The 17,160-nt window shown below is 61.6% G+C and carries 15 protein-coding genes; 11 read left to right on the forward strand and 4 right to left on the reverse strand.

Annotated elements, in window-relative coordinates:
- Positions 1-9: 9 nt before the first annotated feature.
- A complete protein-coding gene (locus tag AC1DVE_RS25930) occupies positions 10-846 on the reverse strand; it encodes an IclR family transcriptional regulator (protein WP_223459931.1) in 837 nt (278 codons plus the stop codon).
- 244 nt (positions 847-1,090) lie between these two features.
- On the opposite strand from AC1DVE_RS25930, the gene AC1DVE_RS25935 reads away from it, so the two are divergent.
- The 9 genes from AC1DVE_RS25935 to AC1DVE_RS25975 all read left to right on the forward strand — a co-directional run bounded on the left by AC1DVE_RS25935 (position 1,091) and on the right by AC1DVE_RS25975 (position 10,621).
- Positions 1,091-2,116: an ABC transporter ATP-binding protein gene (locus AC1DVE_RS25935; protein WP_223459933.1), complete on the forward strand. Its 1,026-nt coding sequence runs from the start codon at positions 1,091-1,093 to the stop codon at positions 2,114-2,116.
- Positions 2,113-2,973 carry an ABC transporter permease gene (locus AC1DVE_RS25940; protein ID WP_223459935.1) on the forward strand — a complete coding sequence of 287 codons (861 nt, stop codon included), beginning with the start codon at positions 2,113-2,115 and terminating at the stop codon, positions 2,971-2,973. Before AC1DVE_RS25935 ends, AC1DVE_RS25940 begins: the two co-directional genes overlap by 4 nt.
- Positions 2,974-2,979: 6 nt before the next feature.
- Positions 2,980-3,774 (forward strand): ABC transporter permease, encoded by a 795-nt coding sequence (locus tag AC1DVE_RS25945; protein WP_223459937.1) that lies wholly within the window; start codon positions 2,980-2,982, stop codon positions 3,772-3,774.
- Between the two features lie 7 nt (positions 3,775-3,781).
- Entirely contained in the window at positions 3,782-4,072 is a 291-nt protein-coding gene (locus AC1DVE_RS25950) for a (2Fe-2S)-binding protein (RefSeq protein WP_223459938.1), read from the forward strand.
- 127 nt (positions 4,073-4,199) lie between these two features.
- Complete coding sequence (locus AC1DVE_RS25955; protein WP_477784317.1) at positions 4,200-5,555, forward strand: FAD/NAD(P)-dependent oxidoreductase; 1,356 nt, start codon at positions 4,200-4,202, stop codon at positions 5,553-5,555.
- On the forward strand, positions 5,552-6,667 hold the full coding sequence (locus AC1DVE_RS25960) for an NAD(P)/FAD-dependent oxidoreductase (protein WP_223459942.1): 1,116 nt from the start codon (positions 5,552-5,554) through the stop codon (positions 6,665-6,667). The genes AC1DVE_RS25955 and AC1DVE_RS25960 overlap by 4 nt, the downstream gene beginning before the upstream one ends.
- A gap of 18 nt (positions 6,668-6,685) precedes the next feature.
- Positions 6,686-7,747: an ABC transporter substrate-binding protein gene (locus AC1DVE_RS25965; RefSeq protein WP_223459943.1), complete on the forward strand. Its 1,062-nt coding sequence runs from the start codon at positions 6,686-6,688 to the stop codon at positions 7,745-7,747.
- A gap of 321 nt (positions 7,748-8,068) precedes the next feature.
- Positions 8,069-9,193 carry a cell division protein ZapE gene (gene zapE / locus AC1DVE_RS25970; protein ID WP_223459945.1) on the forward strand — a complete coding sequence of 375 codons (1,125 nt, stop codon included), beginning with the start codon at positions 8,069-8,071 and terminating at the stop codon, positions 9,191-9,193.
- Between the two features lie 108 nt (positions 9,194-9,301).
- The gene (locus AC1DVE_RS25975; protein ID WP_223459947.1) at positions 9,302-10,621 is read left to right on the forward strand and encodes a leucine-rich repeat-containing protein kinase family protein; all 1,320 of its coding nucleotides are present in this window, start codon (positions 9,302-9,304) and stop codon (positions 10,619-10,621) included.
- A 141-nt stretch (positions 10,622-10,762) separates the two neighbouring features.
- On the opposite strand, the gene AC1DVE_RS25980 is transcribed toward AC1DVE_RS25975, so the two are convergent.
- Positions 10,763-11,467, reverse strand: coding sequence for a YebC/PmpR family DNA-binding transcriptional regulator (locus tag AC1DVE_RS25980; RefSeq protein ID WP_223459948.1), 705 nt, complete (start codon positions 11,465-11,467; stop codon positions 10,763-10,765).
- A gap of 225 nt (positions 11,468-11,692) precedes the next feature.
- Between AC1DVE_RS25980 and AC1DVE_RS25985 the strand changes: the two genes are divergently transcribed.
- On the forward strand, positions 11,693-13,114 hold the full coding sequence (locus AC1DVE_RS25985) for a type VI secretion system Vgr family protein (protein ID WP_223459957.1): 1,422 nt from the start codon (positions 11,693-11,695) through the stop codon (positions 13,112-13,114).
- 3 nt (positions 13,115-13,117) lie between these two features.
- Here the strand turns inward: AC1DVE_RS25985 and AC1DVE_RS25990 are convergent, their stop codons facing one another.
- Both AC1DVE_RS25990 and AC1DVE_RS25995 read right to left on the reverse strand, forming a co-directional pair.
- Positions 13,118-14,509 carry an FAD-dependent oxidoreductase gene (locus AC1DVE_RS25990; protein ID WP_223459950.1) on the reverse strand — a complete coding sequence of 464 codons (1,392 nt, stop codon included), beginning with the start codon at positions 14,507-14,509 and terminating at the stop codon, positions 13,118-13,120.
- 70 nt (positions 14,510-14,579) lie between these two features.
- A complete protein-coding gene (locus tag AC1DVE_RS25995; RefSeq protein ID WP_223537358.1) occupies positions 14,580-15,905 on the reverse strand; it encodes an MFS transporter in 1,326 nt (441 codons plus the stop codon).
- 268 nt (positions 15,906-16,173) lie between these two features.
- Here AC1DVE_RS25995 and AC1DVE_RS26000 point away from each other — a divergent pair, with 268 nt between their 5' ends.
- Complete coding sequence (locus AC1DVE_RS26000; protein WP_223531898.1) at positions 16,174-17,046, forward strand: LysR family transcriptional regulator; 873 nt, start codon at positions 16,174-16,176, stop codon at positions 17,044-17,046.
- Positions 17,047-17,160 lie beyond the last annotated feature (114 nt).

A 17,160-nucleotide genomic window follows, 5' to 3' on the forward strand; every position in this document is an offset into this window, starting at 1 on the left:
GGGCAAAACTTACCCTTGCCCGAACACCTGCGAAGGCCGGCGCAGTAGCGGGTCGAACGGATTGATCCGCGGCCCGATCAGCGCCGCTTCGCGCTTGAGCATGTCCACCACCGTCGGCAGGCGATCCGGTCCCAATCGGTCACTCACGGTCGCCACACTCAACGCCGCCACCGCGCGACCTTCACGATCGAGAATCGGCACGGCCACCCCGGCCATGCCCTGCAGCACGCCGGTATTGCGCCCGGCGTAACCCAGGGCGCGCACGTTTTCGACTTCCGAGCGCAGGAACACCTCGTCATACAGGTGGAAGTCTTTCAGGCGCGGCAAGTTGTAATGGATGACGGTGTTGCGCTCCTCCTCCGGCAGGAACGCCAGAATCGCCAGGCTGCCCTGACCCACGCCAAGCGCCACACGCCCGCCGATATCCCCGGTAAAGGTGCGGATCGGGAACGGCCCTTCGCTGCGGTCCAGGCAGATCGCATCAAAGCCGCAGCGCGCCAGCAAAAACAACGAATCACCCAGCGACGCCGAGAGCCTCAGGAGCGCCGGCCGTGCCAATTCGCGCAGGTTTCCGGTGTTGCCCGCACGAGCCGCCAGAGCGAAAAAATCCAGGCTCAGGCGATAGCGTTTACTGCGCGCATCCTGCTCGACCATGCCCTCGTCCATCAGGCTGCGCAGCAACCGGTGCGTGGTCGGTTGCGATAAACCGATGCGCTGCGCCAGTTGCGTCACCCGCTCGCCGCCCTCGACGGTATCCCCCAGTGTTCGCAGTACCGCAAACAATCTTGAGACGGCGCCGACACCGACTTCATTTTTGTTTTCATTCCGCTCAATGGAATCTGGCATCTTGTTTTCCGATTATTAATTTACTGACCGAATAAAACTCAAAATAGTCATCGCCTCAGTGAAATAGGCCATTGAGCCCATCCTAGTCTTCGTCCTACTCTGCGTCCAGACAGGGGCGATTCGAACAACAGCGGCAGCCGACTCAAGTCGAGCGCCACGCACCCCGGCAACATCTTTTCGTATCTGCCCATACAAAAAAGCGCGCCTTTGGGTGACGCATAACAATCTCAGGTGGAGCGCAGTCATGGCTTTTGTGCAACTTGAAAAACTCTGCAAACGCTACGGCGAAATCGACGCCGTCGTCGCCACCGACCTCTCGGTCGAGAAAGGTGAATTCGTGTCCTTGCTCGGCCCCTCGGGGTGCGGCAAGACCACCACCCTGCAAATGATTGCCGGCTTCGTCGAAGTCACCAGCGGGCGCATCGTGCTCGATGGCCGCGACATCACCCACGCCAAACCCGCCAGCCGCGGTTTGGGGGTGGTCTTCCAGAGCTACGCGCTGTTCCCGCACATGACCGTCAAGGACAACGTCGCCTTTGGCCTGCGCATGCGCAAGGTGCCGAACGCCGATATCCAGCAACGGGTCGACCGGGTATTGAAACTGGTGCGCCTGAACCAGCACGCCGAGCGCTACCCGCGGGAGCTTTCCGGTGGCCAGCGCCAGCGCGTCGCCCTGGCACGCGCCCTGGTGATTCAGCCGCCGGTGCTGTTGCTGGATGAACCACTGTCCAACCTCGACGCCAATCTGCGCGAAGAGATGCAATTCGAGATCCGCCGCATCCAGCGCGAAGTTGCAATCACCACGCTGATGGTCACCCACGACCAGTCGGAAGCGCTGTCCATCAGCGACCGTGTCGTGGTGATGCAGGCTGGACGCATCACCCAGATCGACGCGCCCTACACCCTCTACGAACACCCGCGCACCGAGTTCATTTCCGGATTCGTCGGCAAGGCCAATCTGCTGCCCGGCGAGCGCAATGGTGCCGGTGTGATTCAGGTGTGCAGTGTTGGCAAAGGCGATCTGACCTTGAGCCTGCGGCCGGAAAAAATCGATCTGCGCGATGCTGGCCACGGTCGTTTGCAAGGCAAGATCGTCAGTCGGTTTTTCCTCGGCAGCCAATGGCTGTACGGCGTCGGGACAGGCTTGGGCGAACTCTGCGTGGTGCGCCGCAACGATGGCTCTGCACCCTTGAACGAAGGCACTGCAGTCGGTCTGGACTGGGACGCGGCGCTGCTGCGAGTGCTGAGTGTCGACGAGGTGCCAGCATGAGTACGCTCACCGCCACCCGCCAAGGGTATTGGCTGTCCGCACCGGCCCTGGCCTTGTACCTCAGTTTGCTGATCATCCCGCTGGGATTGACCCTGGTGCTGTCATTCAACGTCTTCGACTACAGCTCGGGGATCAACGGCGACGCCTACACCGTCGAGCACTACAGCAGCCTGCTGGGCGATCCGTATTTCTACGAGATCTTTCTGCGCACCTTGTGGATCAGCGCCCTGACCACTTTTCTCTGCGTGCTGATCGGGGTGCCCGAGGCCTACATCCTCAGCCGCATGGGCACACCCTGGCGCTCGATTTTCCTGATTCTGATCCTCACCCCGCTGCTGATTTCGGTGGTGGTACGCGCCTTCGGCTGGAGCCTGTTGCTCGGCACCGACGGCCTGGTCAACCAGACCCTGCAAGCCCTCGGCGGCTCGCCGATGAAGCTGCTCTACACGCCGTTCGCGGTGGTAATTGCGCTGGTGCACGTGATGCTGCCGTTCATGATCATTCCGGTCTGGACCTCGCTGCAGAAACTCGACCCCGCCGCCGAACAAGCCGCGCAGTCGCTGGGCGCCAGTCACTTCACGGTGATTCGCCAGGTCGTGCTGCCACAGGTCATGCCCGGTGTGTTGTCCGGCACATTGATCGTGTTTGGCCTGGCCGCCAGCTCTTTCGCGATCCCCGGCCTGCTCGGCGGTCGTCGGCTGAAGATGGTTGCCACGCTGATCTACGACCAGTACCTGTCGGATCTCAATTGGCCCATGGGCGCGACTATTGCCGTGGCTCTGCTGCTCATCAACCTGCTGATCATGCTGTCGTGGAATCGCATGATCGAAGGCCGCTACAAGAAGTCATTGGGATAATTCGTCATGTCCAGGAACGGTCCTTTCGCCCTGCTGTTTCATACCCTGGTGGTGTTGTTCATGATGGCGCCGCTGGTGGTGGTTTGCCTCGTGGCCTTCACCCCGGAAAACACCCTGAGCCTGCCGACCACGGAGTTCTCTCTACGCTGGTTTCGCGCGGTGTTCGAGCGTGCCGATTTTGTCGATGCGTTCTACAACAGCCTGATCCTGGCGTTCAGTGCCGCCACCCTGGCGACGCTGATTGCGGTGCCCGCCGCGCTGGCGATCACCAGATTCGAGTTTCCCGGTCGAGACTTCCTCAACGGCCTGTTTCTGTCGCCGATCATCATTCCGCACCTGGTACTCGGTGTGGCGTTGCTGCGCCTGTTTGCGTTGCTGGGTGTCAATGGCAGCTTCGTCTGGCTGATCTTCGCCCACGTGCTGGTGATTACACCGTATGTGCTGCGTCTGGTGCTGGCCTCGGCCATTGGCCTGGATCGCAGCGCCGAATACGCCGCGCAATCCTTGGGTGCCGGGCGCTTCACGCTGTTCCGCCAGATCACCCTGCCGATGATTCTGCCGGGGGTGGCCGGTGGCTGGTTGCTGGCGTTCATCAACAGTTTCGACGAAGTCACACTGTCGATTTTCGTCACCTCGCCGGCCACACAAACCCTGCCGGTGCGCATGTACGTGTACGCCACTGAATCCATCGATCCGATGATGGCGGCGGTGTCGGCACTGGTGATTGCGCTGACCGCGCTGACGATGATTCTGCTTGATCGGGTCTACGGCCTGGATCGGGTTCTGGTGGGTAAACAATGAGGGCGCCATGGCTCTGCTGAAACGACTGGCCGAAGCTGACCGCCCGGCCCTGGACTTTACCCTCGACGGCCATCCCGCCAGTGGTTTGCTCGGCGATACCGTGCTGACCGCCGTGCTGACTTGCAGCGAACACCTGCGCGGCAGCGACTTCAGCGCCGAACCCCGCGCTGGCTTCTGCCTGATGGGGGCCTGTCAGGATTGCTGGGTGCAACTGGGCGATGGCCGCCGGGTGCGTGCCTGCTCGACGCTGCTCGAAGCCGGGCAGCAGGTCTGCCGCGAACCGGGACGTTTGGCATGAACACGAATTTCACCTGTAAAACTCAGCTCCCCTGTGGGAGCGGGCTTGCTCGCGAAGGGGCCCTTACATGCCCCACAAGCTGCCCAGACAAATCTGCTCCCGACAAAATTCAACCGATGAGGTGCGCATGAAATCCGTAATCATCGTCGGCGCCGGTCCGGCGGGCATTCGTGCGGCACAAACGCTGGTTGCCCATGGCGTGCGTCCGGTGCTGCTGGACGAAGCCGCACGCGGCGGCGGGCAGATTTATCGGCGTCAACCGGCCAACTTCAAACGATCGCCGGTCAAGCTGTATGGCTTTGAAGCAGGCAAAGCCAATGCGCTGCATCAGACGATTGACGCACTGCGCGAACAAATCGATTACCGCCCCGAAACCCTGGTGTGGAATGCCGAAGACGGCGCCCTCGACACCTTGCAGAACGGCCGCGCAGCACGTTTGGAGTTCTCCCGGGTGATCGTCGCCACCGGCGCCACCGACCGGATTCTGCCCGTACCGGGCTGGACATTGCCGGGGGTCTACAGCCTCGGCGCGGCGCAAATCGCCTTGAAGTTTCAGGGCTGCGCCATCGGCGAACGCGTGGTGTTCGCCGGCAGCGGCCCGCTGCTGTACCTGGTCGCCTATCAATACGCCAAGGCTGGGGCCAACGTGGTCGCGGTGCTCGACAGCTCACCCTTCAGCGCACAGGCCCGAGCCCTGCCCGGCCTGCTGGCGCAACCGTTTACGTTGGCCAAAGGCGTTTATTACCGCGGCTGGCTGACCGCGCGCGGCATCCCTGTGCATCAAGGCGCGACCCTGACAGCCATCAACGGCGAGCAACGTGTGCAATCGCTGCGCTGGTCCAATGCCAAGGGCAACCACTCACTCGACTGTGACGCCGTGGCCTTCGCTCACGGCCTGCGCAGTGAAACCCAACTGGCCGATCTGCTCGGCTGTGAATTCGCCTGGAACCCGCTCAATCGCGCCTGGTTACCCCAGCGTGACCGCGCGGGCCGCAGCAGTGTCGCCGAGGTTTATCTGGCGGGCGACGGCGCCGGCATCATGGGTGCGGACGCGGCGGAAATGGCCGGGGAGCTCGCCGCTTTGGCACTGCTCGAAGACATGGGTCATCTGATTCCAGCACAGCGCCCTGCGCAACTGGAACACCGCCTGGAACGCATTGGCGAATTTCGCCAGGGTCTCGAACGCGCCTTTACATTTCCCGACAACTGGGCCGCGGGTATCGCCGATGACGTGATGGTCTGTCGCTGTGAAGAAGTACGCGCCGGGGATATTCGCGACGTGGTGCGCGAAGGTCATTGGGAAATCAACCGGGTAAAGGCTCATTGTCGTGTCGGCATGGGGCGTTGCCAGGGTCGGATGTGCGGTGCCGCAGCAGCAGAAATCATTGCCTGCCAGAGCCAGCGCGCCGTGTCCGATATCGGCCGGTTGCGCGCCCAGGCACCGATCAAACCGCTGCCGTTTGGCCTGGAGATCGAGCTTTGAACGAAGTCGATGCAGTCATCATTGGCGGTGGCATTGTCGGTGCAAGCGCCGCCCTGTTTCTCAGTCGGGCCGGCCGGCGCGTGGCGCTGTTGGAGCGGGATTTTTGCGGCTCACATTCCAGCGGCGTGAACTACGGCGGCGTGCGGCGTCAGGGTCGTCCCCTGGCGCAATTGCCGCTGTCGCAAAAGGCCCACGAAATCTGGGCGCAGTTGCCACAACTGATCGGCATCGACGGCGAATACCAGCGTAGCGGTCACCTGAAACTGGCCCGCAGCCTCAACGATCTGCAAGCCCTGCAGGACTACGCCGATAGCAGTCGGGGGTTCGGTCTCGATCTGCAAGTGCTCGACCGAACCGAATTGCGCGCGCGTTTTCCGTGGGTCGGAGACGTGGCGGCAGGCGCGTCCTATTGCCCGGACGATGGTCACGCCAACCCGCGCCTGGTGTCTCCGGCGTTCGCTCGGGCGGCGCGGCAACAGAGCGCGCAGGTTTACGAACAATGCGCGGTGAGCGCTGTAGAACATGACGGACAACGATTTCGTGTGCGTACTCAAACTGGCCTGGAATGGCGTGCACCCTGGCTGTTGAACTGCGCCGGGGCCTGGGCCGGCAGCCTGGCCACGCAGTTCGGCGAACCGGTGCCGATGCATTCAGGTCACCCGGCGATGCTGGTCACCGAACCGTTGCCGCTGGTGATGGATGCCAGCACCGGCGTCGAGGGCGGAGGCATTTATGCCCGTCAGGTTACCCGGGGAAATTGCGTACTGGGCGGCGGCCAGGGCTTTGCCCTCGACGAGGCCCGCGCCCGCCCCGGTCAAGGCGCAGTGCTGGAAATACTCCGCCAGGCCGTCGAGCTCTACCCGTTTCTGGAAGGTGCCCAGGCGATTCGTACCTGGAGCGGCACCGAAGGTTATCTGCCCGATCGCCAACCGGTGATCGGCCACAGTGGCACCCAACCCGGTATGTTGCACGCGTTCGGCTTTGCCGGCGCCGGTTTCCAGATCGGTCCCGCGGTGGGCCAGGCGCTCACCGAAATCATCTGTAGCGGCGCGTCAAAAACGTCGCTGGATGCGTTTTCCATCACCCGGTTTCACTCCATCTCCGTAGCTTGATAGAGGAAGGTCGCGCCAATGAATAATGTCAAACGCAGTGCACTGCTCGGTTTCTCTTGGCTAAGTTTTTCTTGCGTGGGCGCCCTGCTCACGGTCACTCAGGCCCAGGCCGAGCCGACACTTTATCTGGGCATGAACGGCGGGACCATGGAGCGGCTCTATGCCGACAAGGTGCTGCCGGCTTTCGAGAAGGCCAACAACGTCAAAGTGGTGATCGTGCCGGGCACCTCAGCCGATATCCTGGCCAAGGTCCAGGCCAGCAAGGGCAACCCGCAGATGCACGTGATGTTCCTCGACGACGGCATCATGTACCGCGCGATCTCCATGGGCCTGTGCGACAAACTCGAAGACAGCCCGACGCTGGAACAGATTCCGGCCAAGGGACGGATCAAGGACCAGGCCGTGGCGGTCAGCCTGGGGGTCACCGGGCTGGCATACAACACCCGGTTGTTCAAAGAAAAAGGCTGGAGCGCGCCGACCTCCTGGATGGACATGGCCGACCCGCGTTTCAAGGACAAACTGGTGTTCCAGTCGATGGCCTCTTCGACGTTCGGCTTGCACGGCTTCCTGATGTTCAACCGGATCCAGGGTGGCACTGAAACCAATGTCGACCCTGGTTTCAAGGCCTGGCCGAACACCGTCGGGCGTAACGTACTGGAATACATTCCGAGCTCGGCGAAGATCTCCGAAATGCTTCAGACCGACGAAGCGGCGCTGTTCCCGTTGACGCCGACCCAAGTGACGGCTCTGAAGCTCAAGGGCATGCCAGTGGAATACGCACAGCCGAAGGAAGGCGCCGTGGTGCTCAACGTCGCCGAATGCGCAATCGCCAACAACACGCAACCGGAGCTGGCGCAAAAACTTGCCGCCTTCTTGCTGACCCCCGAAGCCCAGGCCGTCGCACTCGAGGATGGCGACCAGATTCCGTCCAACCCCAACACCCCGACCACCGAGCGAACCCATGGTCAGGTCGAAGCCATGAAACAGTACCTTAATACGGCGATTGCCGTGGATTGGGATCAGGTCAACGAACAACGTCCGGCATGGAGTGCACGTTGGAACCGCAGTATCGAGCGCTAGGTCACTGGCCAGGCGCAGTGGTCTGGACATTGGCATAACCTTGTGGGAGCAGGGTTGCTCGCGAATACGGTGCGTCATTCACATAGATATTGACTGACCTGACGCTTTCGCGGGCAAGTCGAATCGCCGCACCGCCGCTCCCACAGGGATAGTGGGTGTACGCAAAATCCGCGAGCTCCCACAGGTTTCGCGGTGTTCCTTTAGAACCCAGTGACGTTAGCCCAGTATATGCCGACACAGCTGGAAGCAAATTCCCTGCTCTGGTTACACTATGCCGCCGCAGCTCGGAGAGCCTGCCCGCACACCATAGGTGATATCCCAGTGGCCGTTCGACCGCCCAACCGTTCGCCAATCAAATCACGCTGGCAAACGTTGCGTCGCCTTCTCGGCAAGGCACCGGCAGCGGGCAGCGGCGCGGCTGGCCAAGTCATCCACGACTACTTTCGCCATCAGGCCCATGCCCGGGGCTACACCCTCAGTCACAGCCAACAGCGGGTGATCGACTGCATGGCCCGGCATGCCTGCATGCTGATGGGTGCTTTGCCGGAACCGCTTCCCGGCCTTTACCTGCATGGTGCCGTGGGGCGCGGCAAAAGCTGGCTGCTCGACGGGTTTTTCCGGGCCATTCCCCTCGCGCAAAAACAACGCCTGCACTTCCATCAGTTTTTCGCCCAACTGCACCAGGGCATGTTCAAGCACCGCGAACAGGCCGACGCCCTGGCGATCACCCTCGATGAACTGCTCAGCGATTGCCGGGTACTGTGTTTCGACGAGTTCCATGTGCACGACATCGGCGATGCGATGCTCATCACCCGGTTGTTCAAGGCACTGTTTCAGCGCGGCATCCTGTTGCTGGTCACCTCCAATTACCCGCCCGAAGGCCTGCTGCCCAATCCGCTGTACCACGCACGCTTCAAACCGGTGATCGACCTGATCAATGCGCGCATGCAGGTGATGGAAGTCGGCGGGCCCCACGACTATCGAAGCCAGGCCCGGACCCATGCACAGCAGTTGTTCACTCAAGGTCACTACGTCTGGCCGGCGAGCGTGGCGCAGCGTCAGTCATTGAACCTGCCGGATCGCGATACCCCAGTCATGTCGTTGCCCGTCGGCACCCGGCATTTCCAGGCCCGTTTCTGCGAAGGACGCCGCATCGGCTTTACCTTCGCCGACCTGTGCGACCAACCCACGGCCGTGATGGATTACCTGGAGCTGTGCCGCCATTTTGACAGCTGGATCATCGATGACCTGCCGCCGCTCGGTGAATGTTCGATTGCCGCCCAACAGCGGTTCATCAACCTCATCGACGTGCTGTACGACCAGGACAAGCACCTGACGCTGCTCGGGCAGCACGCCCTGCGCGAAAGCCTGGACGGCGATGCCATTGATCTGGCGCGCACTCGCAGTCGATTGGGGCAACTGGTCGAAGTCAGCGAACCGGCCTGATCGATGTTTGTCGACTGCACGGCCTGACAGATCAGCCGTCTTTGCCGCTATCATGTCGCGCACTTCCGGGGCCACGCGCCTTTTCCTTGATCAATAGCGAATCTGTTCATGCATACCCTTGCTCAATTGCGTGCCGGCGAGTTGTCGGGCATCACGCGGCTGGATCTGGTCGACAACCTCACCGAATTCCCTCGGGAGATTTTCGATCTGGCGGACTCGCTGGAAGTGCTCAATCTCAGCGGCAATGCCTTGAGCGCCCTGCCCGAGGACTTGCATCGCCTGACCCGTTTGCGCGTGCTGTTCTGCTCCGACAACCGTTTCACCGAATTGCCGGCCTGTGTTGGCCAATGCGCCGCACTGACGATGATCGGCTTCAAGGCCAATCGCATCACTCACGTGCCCGCTGCGGCACTCCCACCGCTGCTGCGCTGGCTGATCCTGACCGACAATTGCATCGAGACGCTGCCGAGCGAGTTGGGAGAGCGGCCATACCTGCAAAAGCTCATGCTTGCCGGTAACCGCCTGCAGGCGTTGCCGGAGTCGATGCGCAATTGTCATCGGCTGGAGCTGATCCGCATCGCCGCCAACCAGTTGACCGGGTTGCCGCAATGGTTGCTGGAATTGCCGAGCCTTACCTGGCTAGCGTACGCCGGTAACCCACTGGAAACCGAAGCCGATGCCGCCGCCCTCGACGCCACACCGCGCATTGACTGGCCGGCATTGCACCTGGAGAAAAAACTCGGCGAAGGGGCGTCCGGGGTGATTCATCAGGCCGTCTGGCAACCGGCTGACCAGCCGCCCATGGCTGTTGCAGTGAAGCTCTACAAGGGCGAAATGACCAGCGATGGCTCGCCCCTGCACGAGATGAACGCGTGTATCACCGCTGGCCTGCACCCGAACCTGATTCGCGTCGAAGGGCGGATTGTTGATCACCCGCAACAAACGGCGGGGCTGGTCATGCAGTTGATTCCGCCTAGTTTTCTCAACCTCGCCAGCCTGCCGAGCCTGGCGTCGTGCAGCCGCGACATTTATGCCGATGGCTTGCATTTCAGTGCGGCGGTGGCGCTACGCATTGCCTCGGGCATTGCCTCGGTGGCCGAGCACCTGCACAGCCATGGCATCACCCACGGCGATCTCTATGGGCACAATATTCTGTGGAATGAGCAGGGTGATTGCTTGCTAGGGGACTTTGGCGCGGCGTCGTTCCACGGGATTTCCGACAGCCTTGAAAGCCGTGCCTTGCAGCGGATCGAGGTGCGGGCGTTCGGGGTGTTGCTAGGCGAACTGCTGGAGCGGGTTGATTCGGGGTTGAGCCATGAACTGCGTGGGGTGCTGGAAGATTTGGAGCGGCGTTGCTGTCAGCCGCACGTGCTGGAGCGGCCGGGGTTTGATGAAGTTGTTCAGGAATTGGCTGAGTTCAAATTGTAAATACAAAACAATGTGGCGAGGGGGCTTGTCGGAACGCCGAATCGCCCCGTTCGGTTGCGCAGCAGCCGTCGCTTTTGGGACGGCTTCGCCGTCCATCGGGGGCAAGCCCCCTCGCCACAAGTCAGATCCAGGCCAGTTCGATCAACCCGCCAAGCCGACAAACATGTCCTGCACGTCGTCATGGTTATCGAGGCCTTCGAGGAACGCTTCGACTTCCGCCATCTGCTCATCGCTCAGGCCGCTGACCGGGTTTTTCGGCTGGTAGCCCAGTTTGGCCGACAGCACGGTGAAGCCTTGTTCCGGCAGGGCTTTCTGTACCGCGTCGAGGTCGGTCGGCTCGGTCAGGAACAGGGTCGCACCCTCCTCACCCGGTTCGAAATCCTGTGCACCGGCTTCGATGGCGGCCATTTCCGGGTCGGCATCCGGGGAGTCCGGCGACGCTTCGATCATGCCGACATGGTTGAAGTCCCAGGCCACCGAACCGGAAGCCCCCAACTGGCCCTTGCGGAACGCCACGCGGATCTCGGCAACGGTACGGTTGATGTTGTCGGTCACACATTCAACGATCAACGGCACCTGATGCGGGGCGAACCCTTCATACGTCACGCGATGGTATTGCACGGTCTCACCCAACAAGCCCGCGCCCTTCTTGATGGCGCGATCCAGTGTTTCCTTGGGCATCGAAGCTTTCTTGGCCTGTTCAACCACCAGGCGCAAGTGTGCGTTGGTAGCAATATCAGCGCCGTTGCGCGCAGCAATGGTGATTTCTTTCACCAGTTTGCCGAAGATCTTGCCCTTGGCATTGGCTGCCGCTTCTTTGTGTTTAACCTTCCACTGTGCGCCCATTTCTCACTCTCTTATCTGTGGCATCTGTGGCGCCGAGACATCTATTGGCCGACGCTTTGCACAAGTTTATACGGCCTAAAGTTGGCAATCGACCAAAAAATCCCGACTTGCATCGACATCTTCACCAGCGGTTGTAGGGCGATTCGGAAATGTCGCTTTGCCGTGCCCGCAATGCGCTGGGGTTTCGTACGCTTTGCACCCTACTTCACGGCGGCAGCGTGTTCGATGCACAACGACAAGGAAAGTCCCACCACCCTGACGCTTCTCGACGACGACCTGAGTTTCCAGGTGGTCCGGTTCAGTGGTCATGAAGCACTCAACCAGCCCTATCGATTCGACATCGAAGTTATCGGGCTGGCACCGGCCCTGAACCTTGAGCGATTGCTGCGCCAACCGGCGTTCCTCGACTTCGGCCACGACCAAGGCATTCATGGCGTGCTGCACAGCGCCAGTTGTGAACATCGAAGTGGATACCGGGTCGCTTACAAACTGGCGCTGGTACCCCGTGTCCAGGCACTGGAACAGCAACGATGCCGACGTATTTTCCAGCGTGCCAGCGTGCCCATGATCCTGCGCCAGTTGCTGGAGGAACATGGGTTGCCTGTCGGCAGCTATCGCTTTGAACTGGCAACCGGGCACTATCCCCTGCGCCCTTTTTGCATTCAGTACGAAGAAACCGATCTGGCGTTGCTGCAACGACTGTGCGAGGAGGAAGGCATCCATTATCACTTCGAGCATCAACGCGACGGCCATGTGCTGGTGCTGGCCGATGACAGCCTGAGTTTTCCCCAGGAACCGCTGCTCATGCCGATGCGCAGCGATGCCCTCGACGAACATCTCGAACCTGTGATCAGCGAACTGTTCCAGCGCCATGATGCTCCGCTCTCCCCTGTGCGCCCAGGCGCCAGGAATCCGGGTGCAGCGGACATCAGCGAAGGCGCAGCCAATCACTCGTTCGCCACTGCAAGGCACCTTTGCGCTCGCGAGCAACAACGTCGCGACCAGCTCAGCCGTCGACAACTGGAACGCCTGCGCTGCCGACACCTGCAGATCCACGGTCAAAGTAACCAGGGTGCACTACGTAGCGGCCGGATCGTTCAGGTAGCCGAGCATCCGCTGGCGAATTTCAATGATCAATGGCTGGTCACCGAAATCCGCCATCAGGGGCGTCAGTCGTCCATTCTGCTCGACGACACAGCGGGCACGGCCCCGGGTTACCGCAATCAATTCAGCGCCATCCCCTGGTCGACGGTGTTCCGGCCCGCGCTCAAACAACCCAGGCCGAGTATCCCCGGGTATCAGCCCGGCCAGGTGTGCGGCCCGGTCGGGCAACCGGCAACGGTGGATGAGGATGGCCGGGTTCAGGTGCACCTCTGGCCTGCCACACAATCAACCGCAGAGGCGTCCACCGGCCTGTGGTTGCCGCTGGCGCTGACCACCGCCGAGGACTGGATCGATCCGGCCCGCTTGCCCGTGGCTGGCAGCGAGGTACTGGTGATTTTCCTCGACAGTGACCCGGACCGCCCAGTGCTCTGTACGGCCATGGGCCCCCAGCCACAACATCGCCACCCTCGTCCGCATGAACCCCATGGCGATACCCGCCTGCTGTTCGACTGGCTGCTCAGCCGCTCGGACCTTGCGCCCTGATCCTCAGCCCTTGTCGGCCTTGCCGGCCGCGGCGGCGAACTTCGCCAGGCGCACGTCCAGGTGCCGTGGCCGACGCCCGTGATCCTCCGCGCGCTCTTTGCGGCGGATGGCGTTGCGTACCATCAGCGAGCCGATGTAGCGAATCGGCTCCGGCGGGAAAAAGCCTAACGGTCCGTTGACCAGCGGCGAACGGGTCCAGGGGTTGTCCAGGCCCAGGACCATCGACGCCAGAATCTGCCCGCCCATATGGCAGGGCCCGACTCCGCTGCCGGAGTAGCCAAAACCGTAAAACACATTGCCACTGGCGCTCATCTGCCCGAAAAACGGCAACCCGGTCACCGAACGGTCCGACGGACCATTCCAGGTCGCCTCGACCTTGACGTCGGCAAACGCCGGGAAGAAGTCCGCCAGGCTGTTCTGCAACAATCCGGCGTAAGGCGAAGGCTGGTCGAACACCGGCAGCATGCGTCCACCATAAGCGAAGGTATTACCGCCCTTGCCAAGCATGATCCGGCCGTCCGGGGTGTTGTGGTAGTAGTGCACGAAAATCCGTGAATCGAGCACCGTGACCCCGCTGGTCAAGCCGATTTCGTCGAGCAGGTCCGGCCGAGGCTCGGTGATCAGCATGTCGCTGGAAACGATCGCCACGCTGCGTTCGAACTGCGGGAACGCCCGGGCCATCCAGGCGTTCATCGCCAGCACCACGCGGTCGGCACGAATGGTGCCGCTGGGAGTTTGAATGCCCGCCGGCCTGCCCTCTTCCAGCCCGGTCATGGCGGTGTTTTCGTGAATCTTCACCCCCAGTTGCAAGGCTACCCGGCGCAGACCACGCACCAGTTTACCCGGCTGCACACTGGCCGCCGCCGGGGAAAACCAGCCCTCCAGGTGCTTGCTGGAACCGGCCATGCGCTGCACATCGGCCACTGGCCGCTGGGTGAACGAGTTGATGCCGTTGCGCTCCAGGGCGGCAATGACCGCATCAGTCGAGCCGCATTGCGCACGATTGGTAGCGGTGTAGAGCGTGCCATCGAGGCGGTAATCGGCGTCCACCGCATACTGTTCGCAGAAGGCGCCGATGGCGTGAATGCTGCGCTCGGACTCCTTGACCAGGCGCACGGCTTCTTCGACGCCGAACAAACGCTCAAGGGTGAAATACTTGGCCGACCACGACAACGCACAACCGCCGTTGCGTCCACTGGCCCCGGCACCGCAGATGTCCGCTTCGATCAGCAACACGTCCAGCTCGGGGTTCTGTTCCTTGAGCATGATCGCGGTCCACAACCCGGTGTAACCACCACCGACGATACACACGTCGGCGCGGCTGTCGCCTTGCAGTGGCGGACAGGTTTCGGATGCATCAGCCTTCAAGGCCTGGTCCAGCCAAAAGGGTCTCATGGGGTCAATCTCCGGTCAGTTGCCCACACGCCAGCCTGCCGCAGGTGCAGCAGGCGACGAGGGACAGGATTCAGGTACGCAGGGGTTTGATGGTCATCGCTTTATTGGGCACGTAGGCGAATTGAGTACCCAGGCCACCGGGGCGGCTGTTCCAGTGCGGGATCAACACCAGCGCCGAGAACATGGCGCAGCCGGCGAAGACGATGAACACGGTAACGGTGTCGAAGTAGCCCGGCAGCAGCCCGCCGAGAATCGCCCCGACCGAGCCGCAGCCGTTGACGAAACCGGCTGCCGTGGCGCCGGCCTTGGCGGTGCCGAAGTCGATGGCGGCCGAGCCGCTGATCATCGAGTCCGGCCCATAGAGGGTCAGGCCCATGACGAACAGCAGCGCCACCACCAGCAGCACGCTGCCGGTATGCAAGGCGCCCATGAAAAACGCCAGGGACACCGTCAGCGCCAACAGGCTTATCACGCAGGCCGGCATGCGCCGGGCGCCGAACAGCTTGTCCGAGGCCAGGCCAATCAGGATCGGCCCGAGCAACCCGGCCAGTTCGAACGCGGTCGGAATGATCGCCGCACCGACCTTGCCCACCGAAGGCATCTGTTCGAAGACGATCACCGGCCCCCACAACAGAATCGCGTAGCGCGCCGGCTTGAGCATGAAGTACGCCAACCCCAGCACCAGCACCGTGCGGTTGCGCAGGATTTCCTTCAATGGCTCCCACATGCTGATTTTGCTTTGCGCGTCAGCTTGTTCGGCGGTCAGCTCAGGTTCCGGCTCCACCGCCGGCAAGCCGACGTCTTCCGGTTTGTTGCGTTGGAAAATAAAAAACAGCACGGCGACCAGCCCAACCACCGCCGCACTGGAAATGAACGCCGCATGCCAGCTGCCGATGAGCGTGTACGCCCACCAACCGGCAAACGGCGAGGCCACCAGACCGCCAAAGGCGTAGCAGGAACTCCACAGGCCCAATACCCGCCCGCGTTGCTCGGAGGGAAAGAAGCTGCCGAGGTTCTTGCACAGCCCAGACCAACCGGTGGACTGCGCCAGGCCTTGTATCAGCATGCAGGTAGCGAAAATCGGTATCGTTGCAAAGTTGCCCATCACCAGCGCCGCGGCGGCGGAAATCAGCAACCCGCCGAGCACAACGACCCGCGGGCCAAAACGGTCTGCGAGGATGCCCCAGGTGAATTGACCGACGGCGTAAGCCGTCAGGTAGATGGCGTCGAGGTTGGCCATGGCCATTTTGTCGAGCATGAAGGTCGGGTCTTCGCCAATACCGAGCTTGGCGACCGAGAATGCTTTGCGGGTGAAGTAGAACGCGGCGTAGGCGAGCCAGGTGATCGCGAAGATCTGCACGCGCCAACGCTTGATGGTGCCGATGTGCTTGTTCATTGTGGTTCTGACCTCAGGGTGTGAGTGTGCCGGCAGAATTGGAAGAAAACGCCTGTCTTTTTATTGTTGAGCACTGCGATATCGCCCTGTCCCTACGGCGGATACCGGTCAGATGAGTCCTGTAGTTGCACGCACAGGCTCATGGCACCCGCTGCTGTTCGACTGACCAGTCACCGGGGTTGAGGTGGATAAAAACAATTACTGATTAATAAGTGAAATCGATTTATCGTATTTCAAATATAAGTTCAGCTTGTTACTGGAGATTCCCATGTCGGTGTCCCACGCCCAGCTCAAAGCGTTCCACGCCGTGGCGGTGCATGGAAGCTTTACCAAAGCCGCCGAGCGCCTGTTTCTGACGCAACCGGCGATTTCCGACCAGGTGCGCAAACTCGAAGAGCGCTATGGGGTGTTGCTGTTTCACCGTAACAAGCGCTCGGTGCGCCTGACCGATCTGGGCGAACGCCTGCTGAGCGTGACGCAGAAATTGTTTGTCATCGAAGCCGAAGCCCAAGAACTGTTGCAGGACTCCCAGGCGTTGCAGACCGGCAGCCTGATTCTGGCGGTGGATGCGCCGGTCCACGTCCTGCCGCAGATCGCCCGTTTTTGCGAACGCTACCCCGGGATCAGCGTGAAGATCGAAACCGGCAACACCGATGAATCGCTGTTCCGACTGTTCAACTATCAGGCCGACCTGGCGTTGCTGGGCCGTGACGTCAGCGATGAACGCCTGCTTTCCCTGCCCCTGCGCAACGACCCGATGGTGGCGTTCGTGTCGCGCAATCATCCGTGGGCCGACCGCGAATCCATCACCCTCGCGGACCTCGACGACACGCCGCTGGTGTTGCGGGAAATCGGTTCGGTGACCCGGCAGACCCTGGAGGAGGAAATGGCCGGTGCCGGGTTCCGCATTCGCCCGGCAATTCAGGTTGAAGGTCGGGAGGCGGCGCGGGAAGCCGTGGTGGTCGGGATTGGGGTGGGCGTGGTGTCGGCTGCCGAGTTTGGTGCGGATTCGCGGGTTTGCGCACTGCCGATTACCGATTGCAAACGGCGGTTGACCGAGACACTGGTGTGCTTGCGCGAACAGAGTTCTCGGCGGGTGGTGGCGACTTTTCTGGAGATGGTGCGCGAGAGTCTTGTTTAGGCAGGTCCGACGTCATCGCGAGCAAGCTCGCTCCCACAGTAGATTTGCGTCGTGTACAAAATAGGAGACCAACATAAATCCCCTGTGGGAGCGAGCTTGCTCGCGATGCAGGCA

Source organism: Pseudomonas sp. P4_B4, from assembly GCF_056402255.1.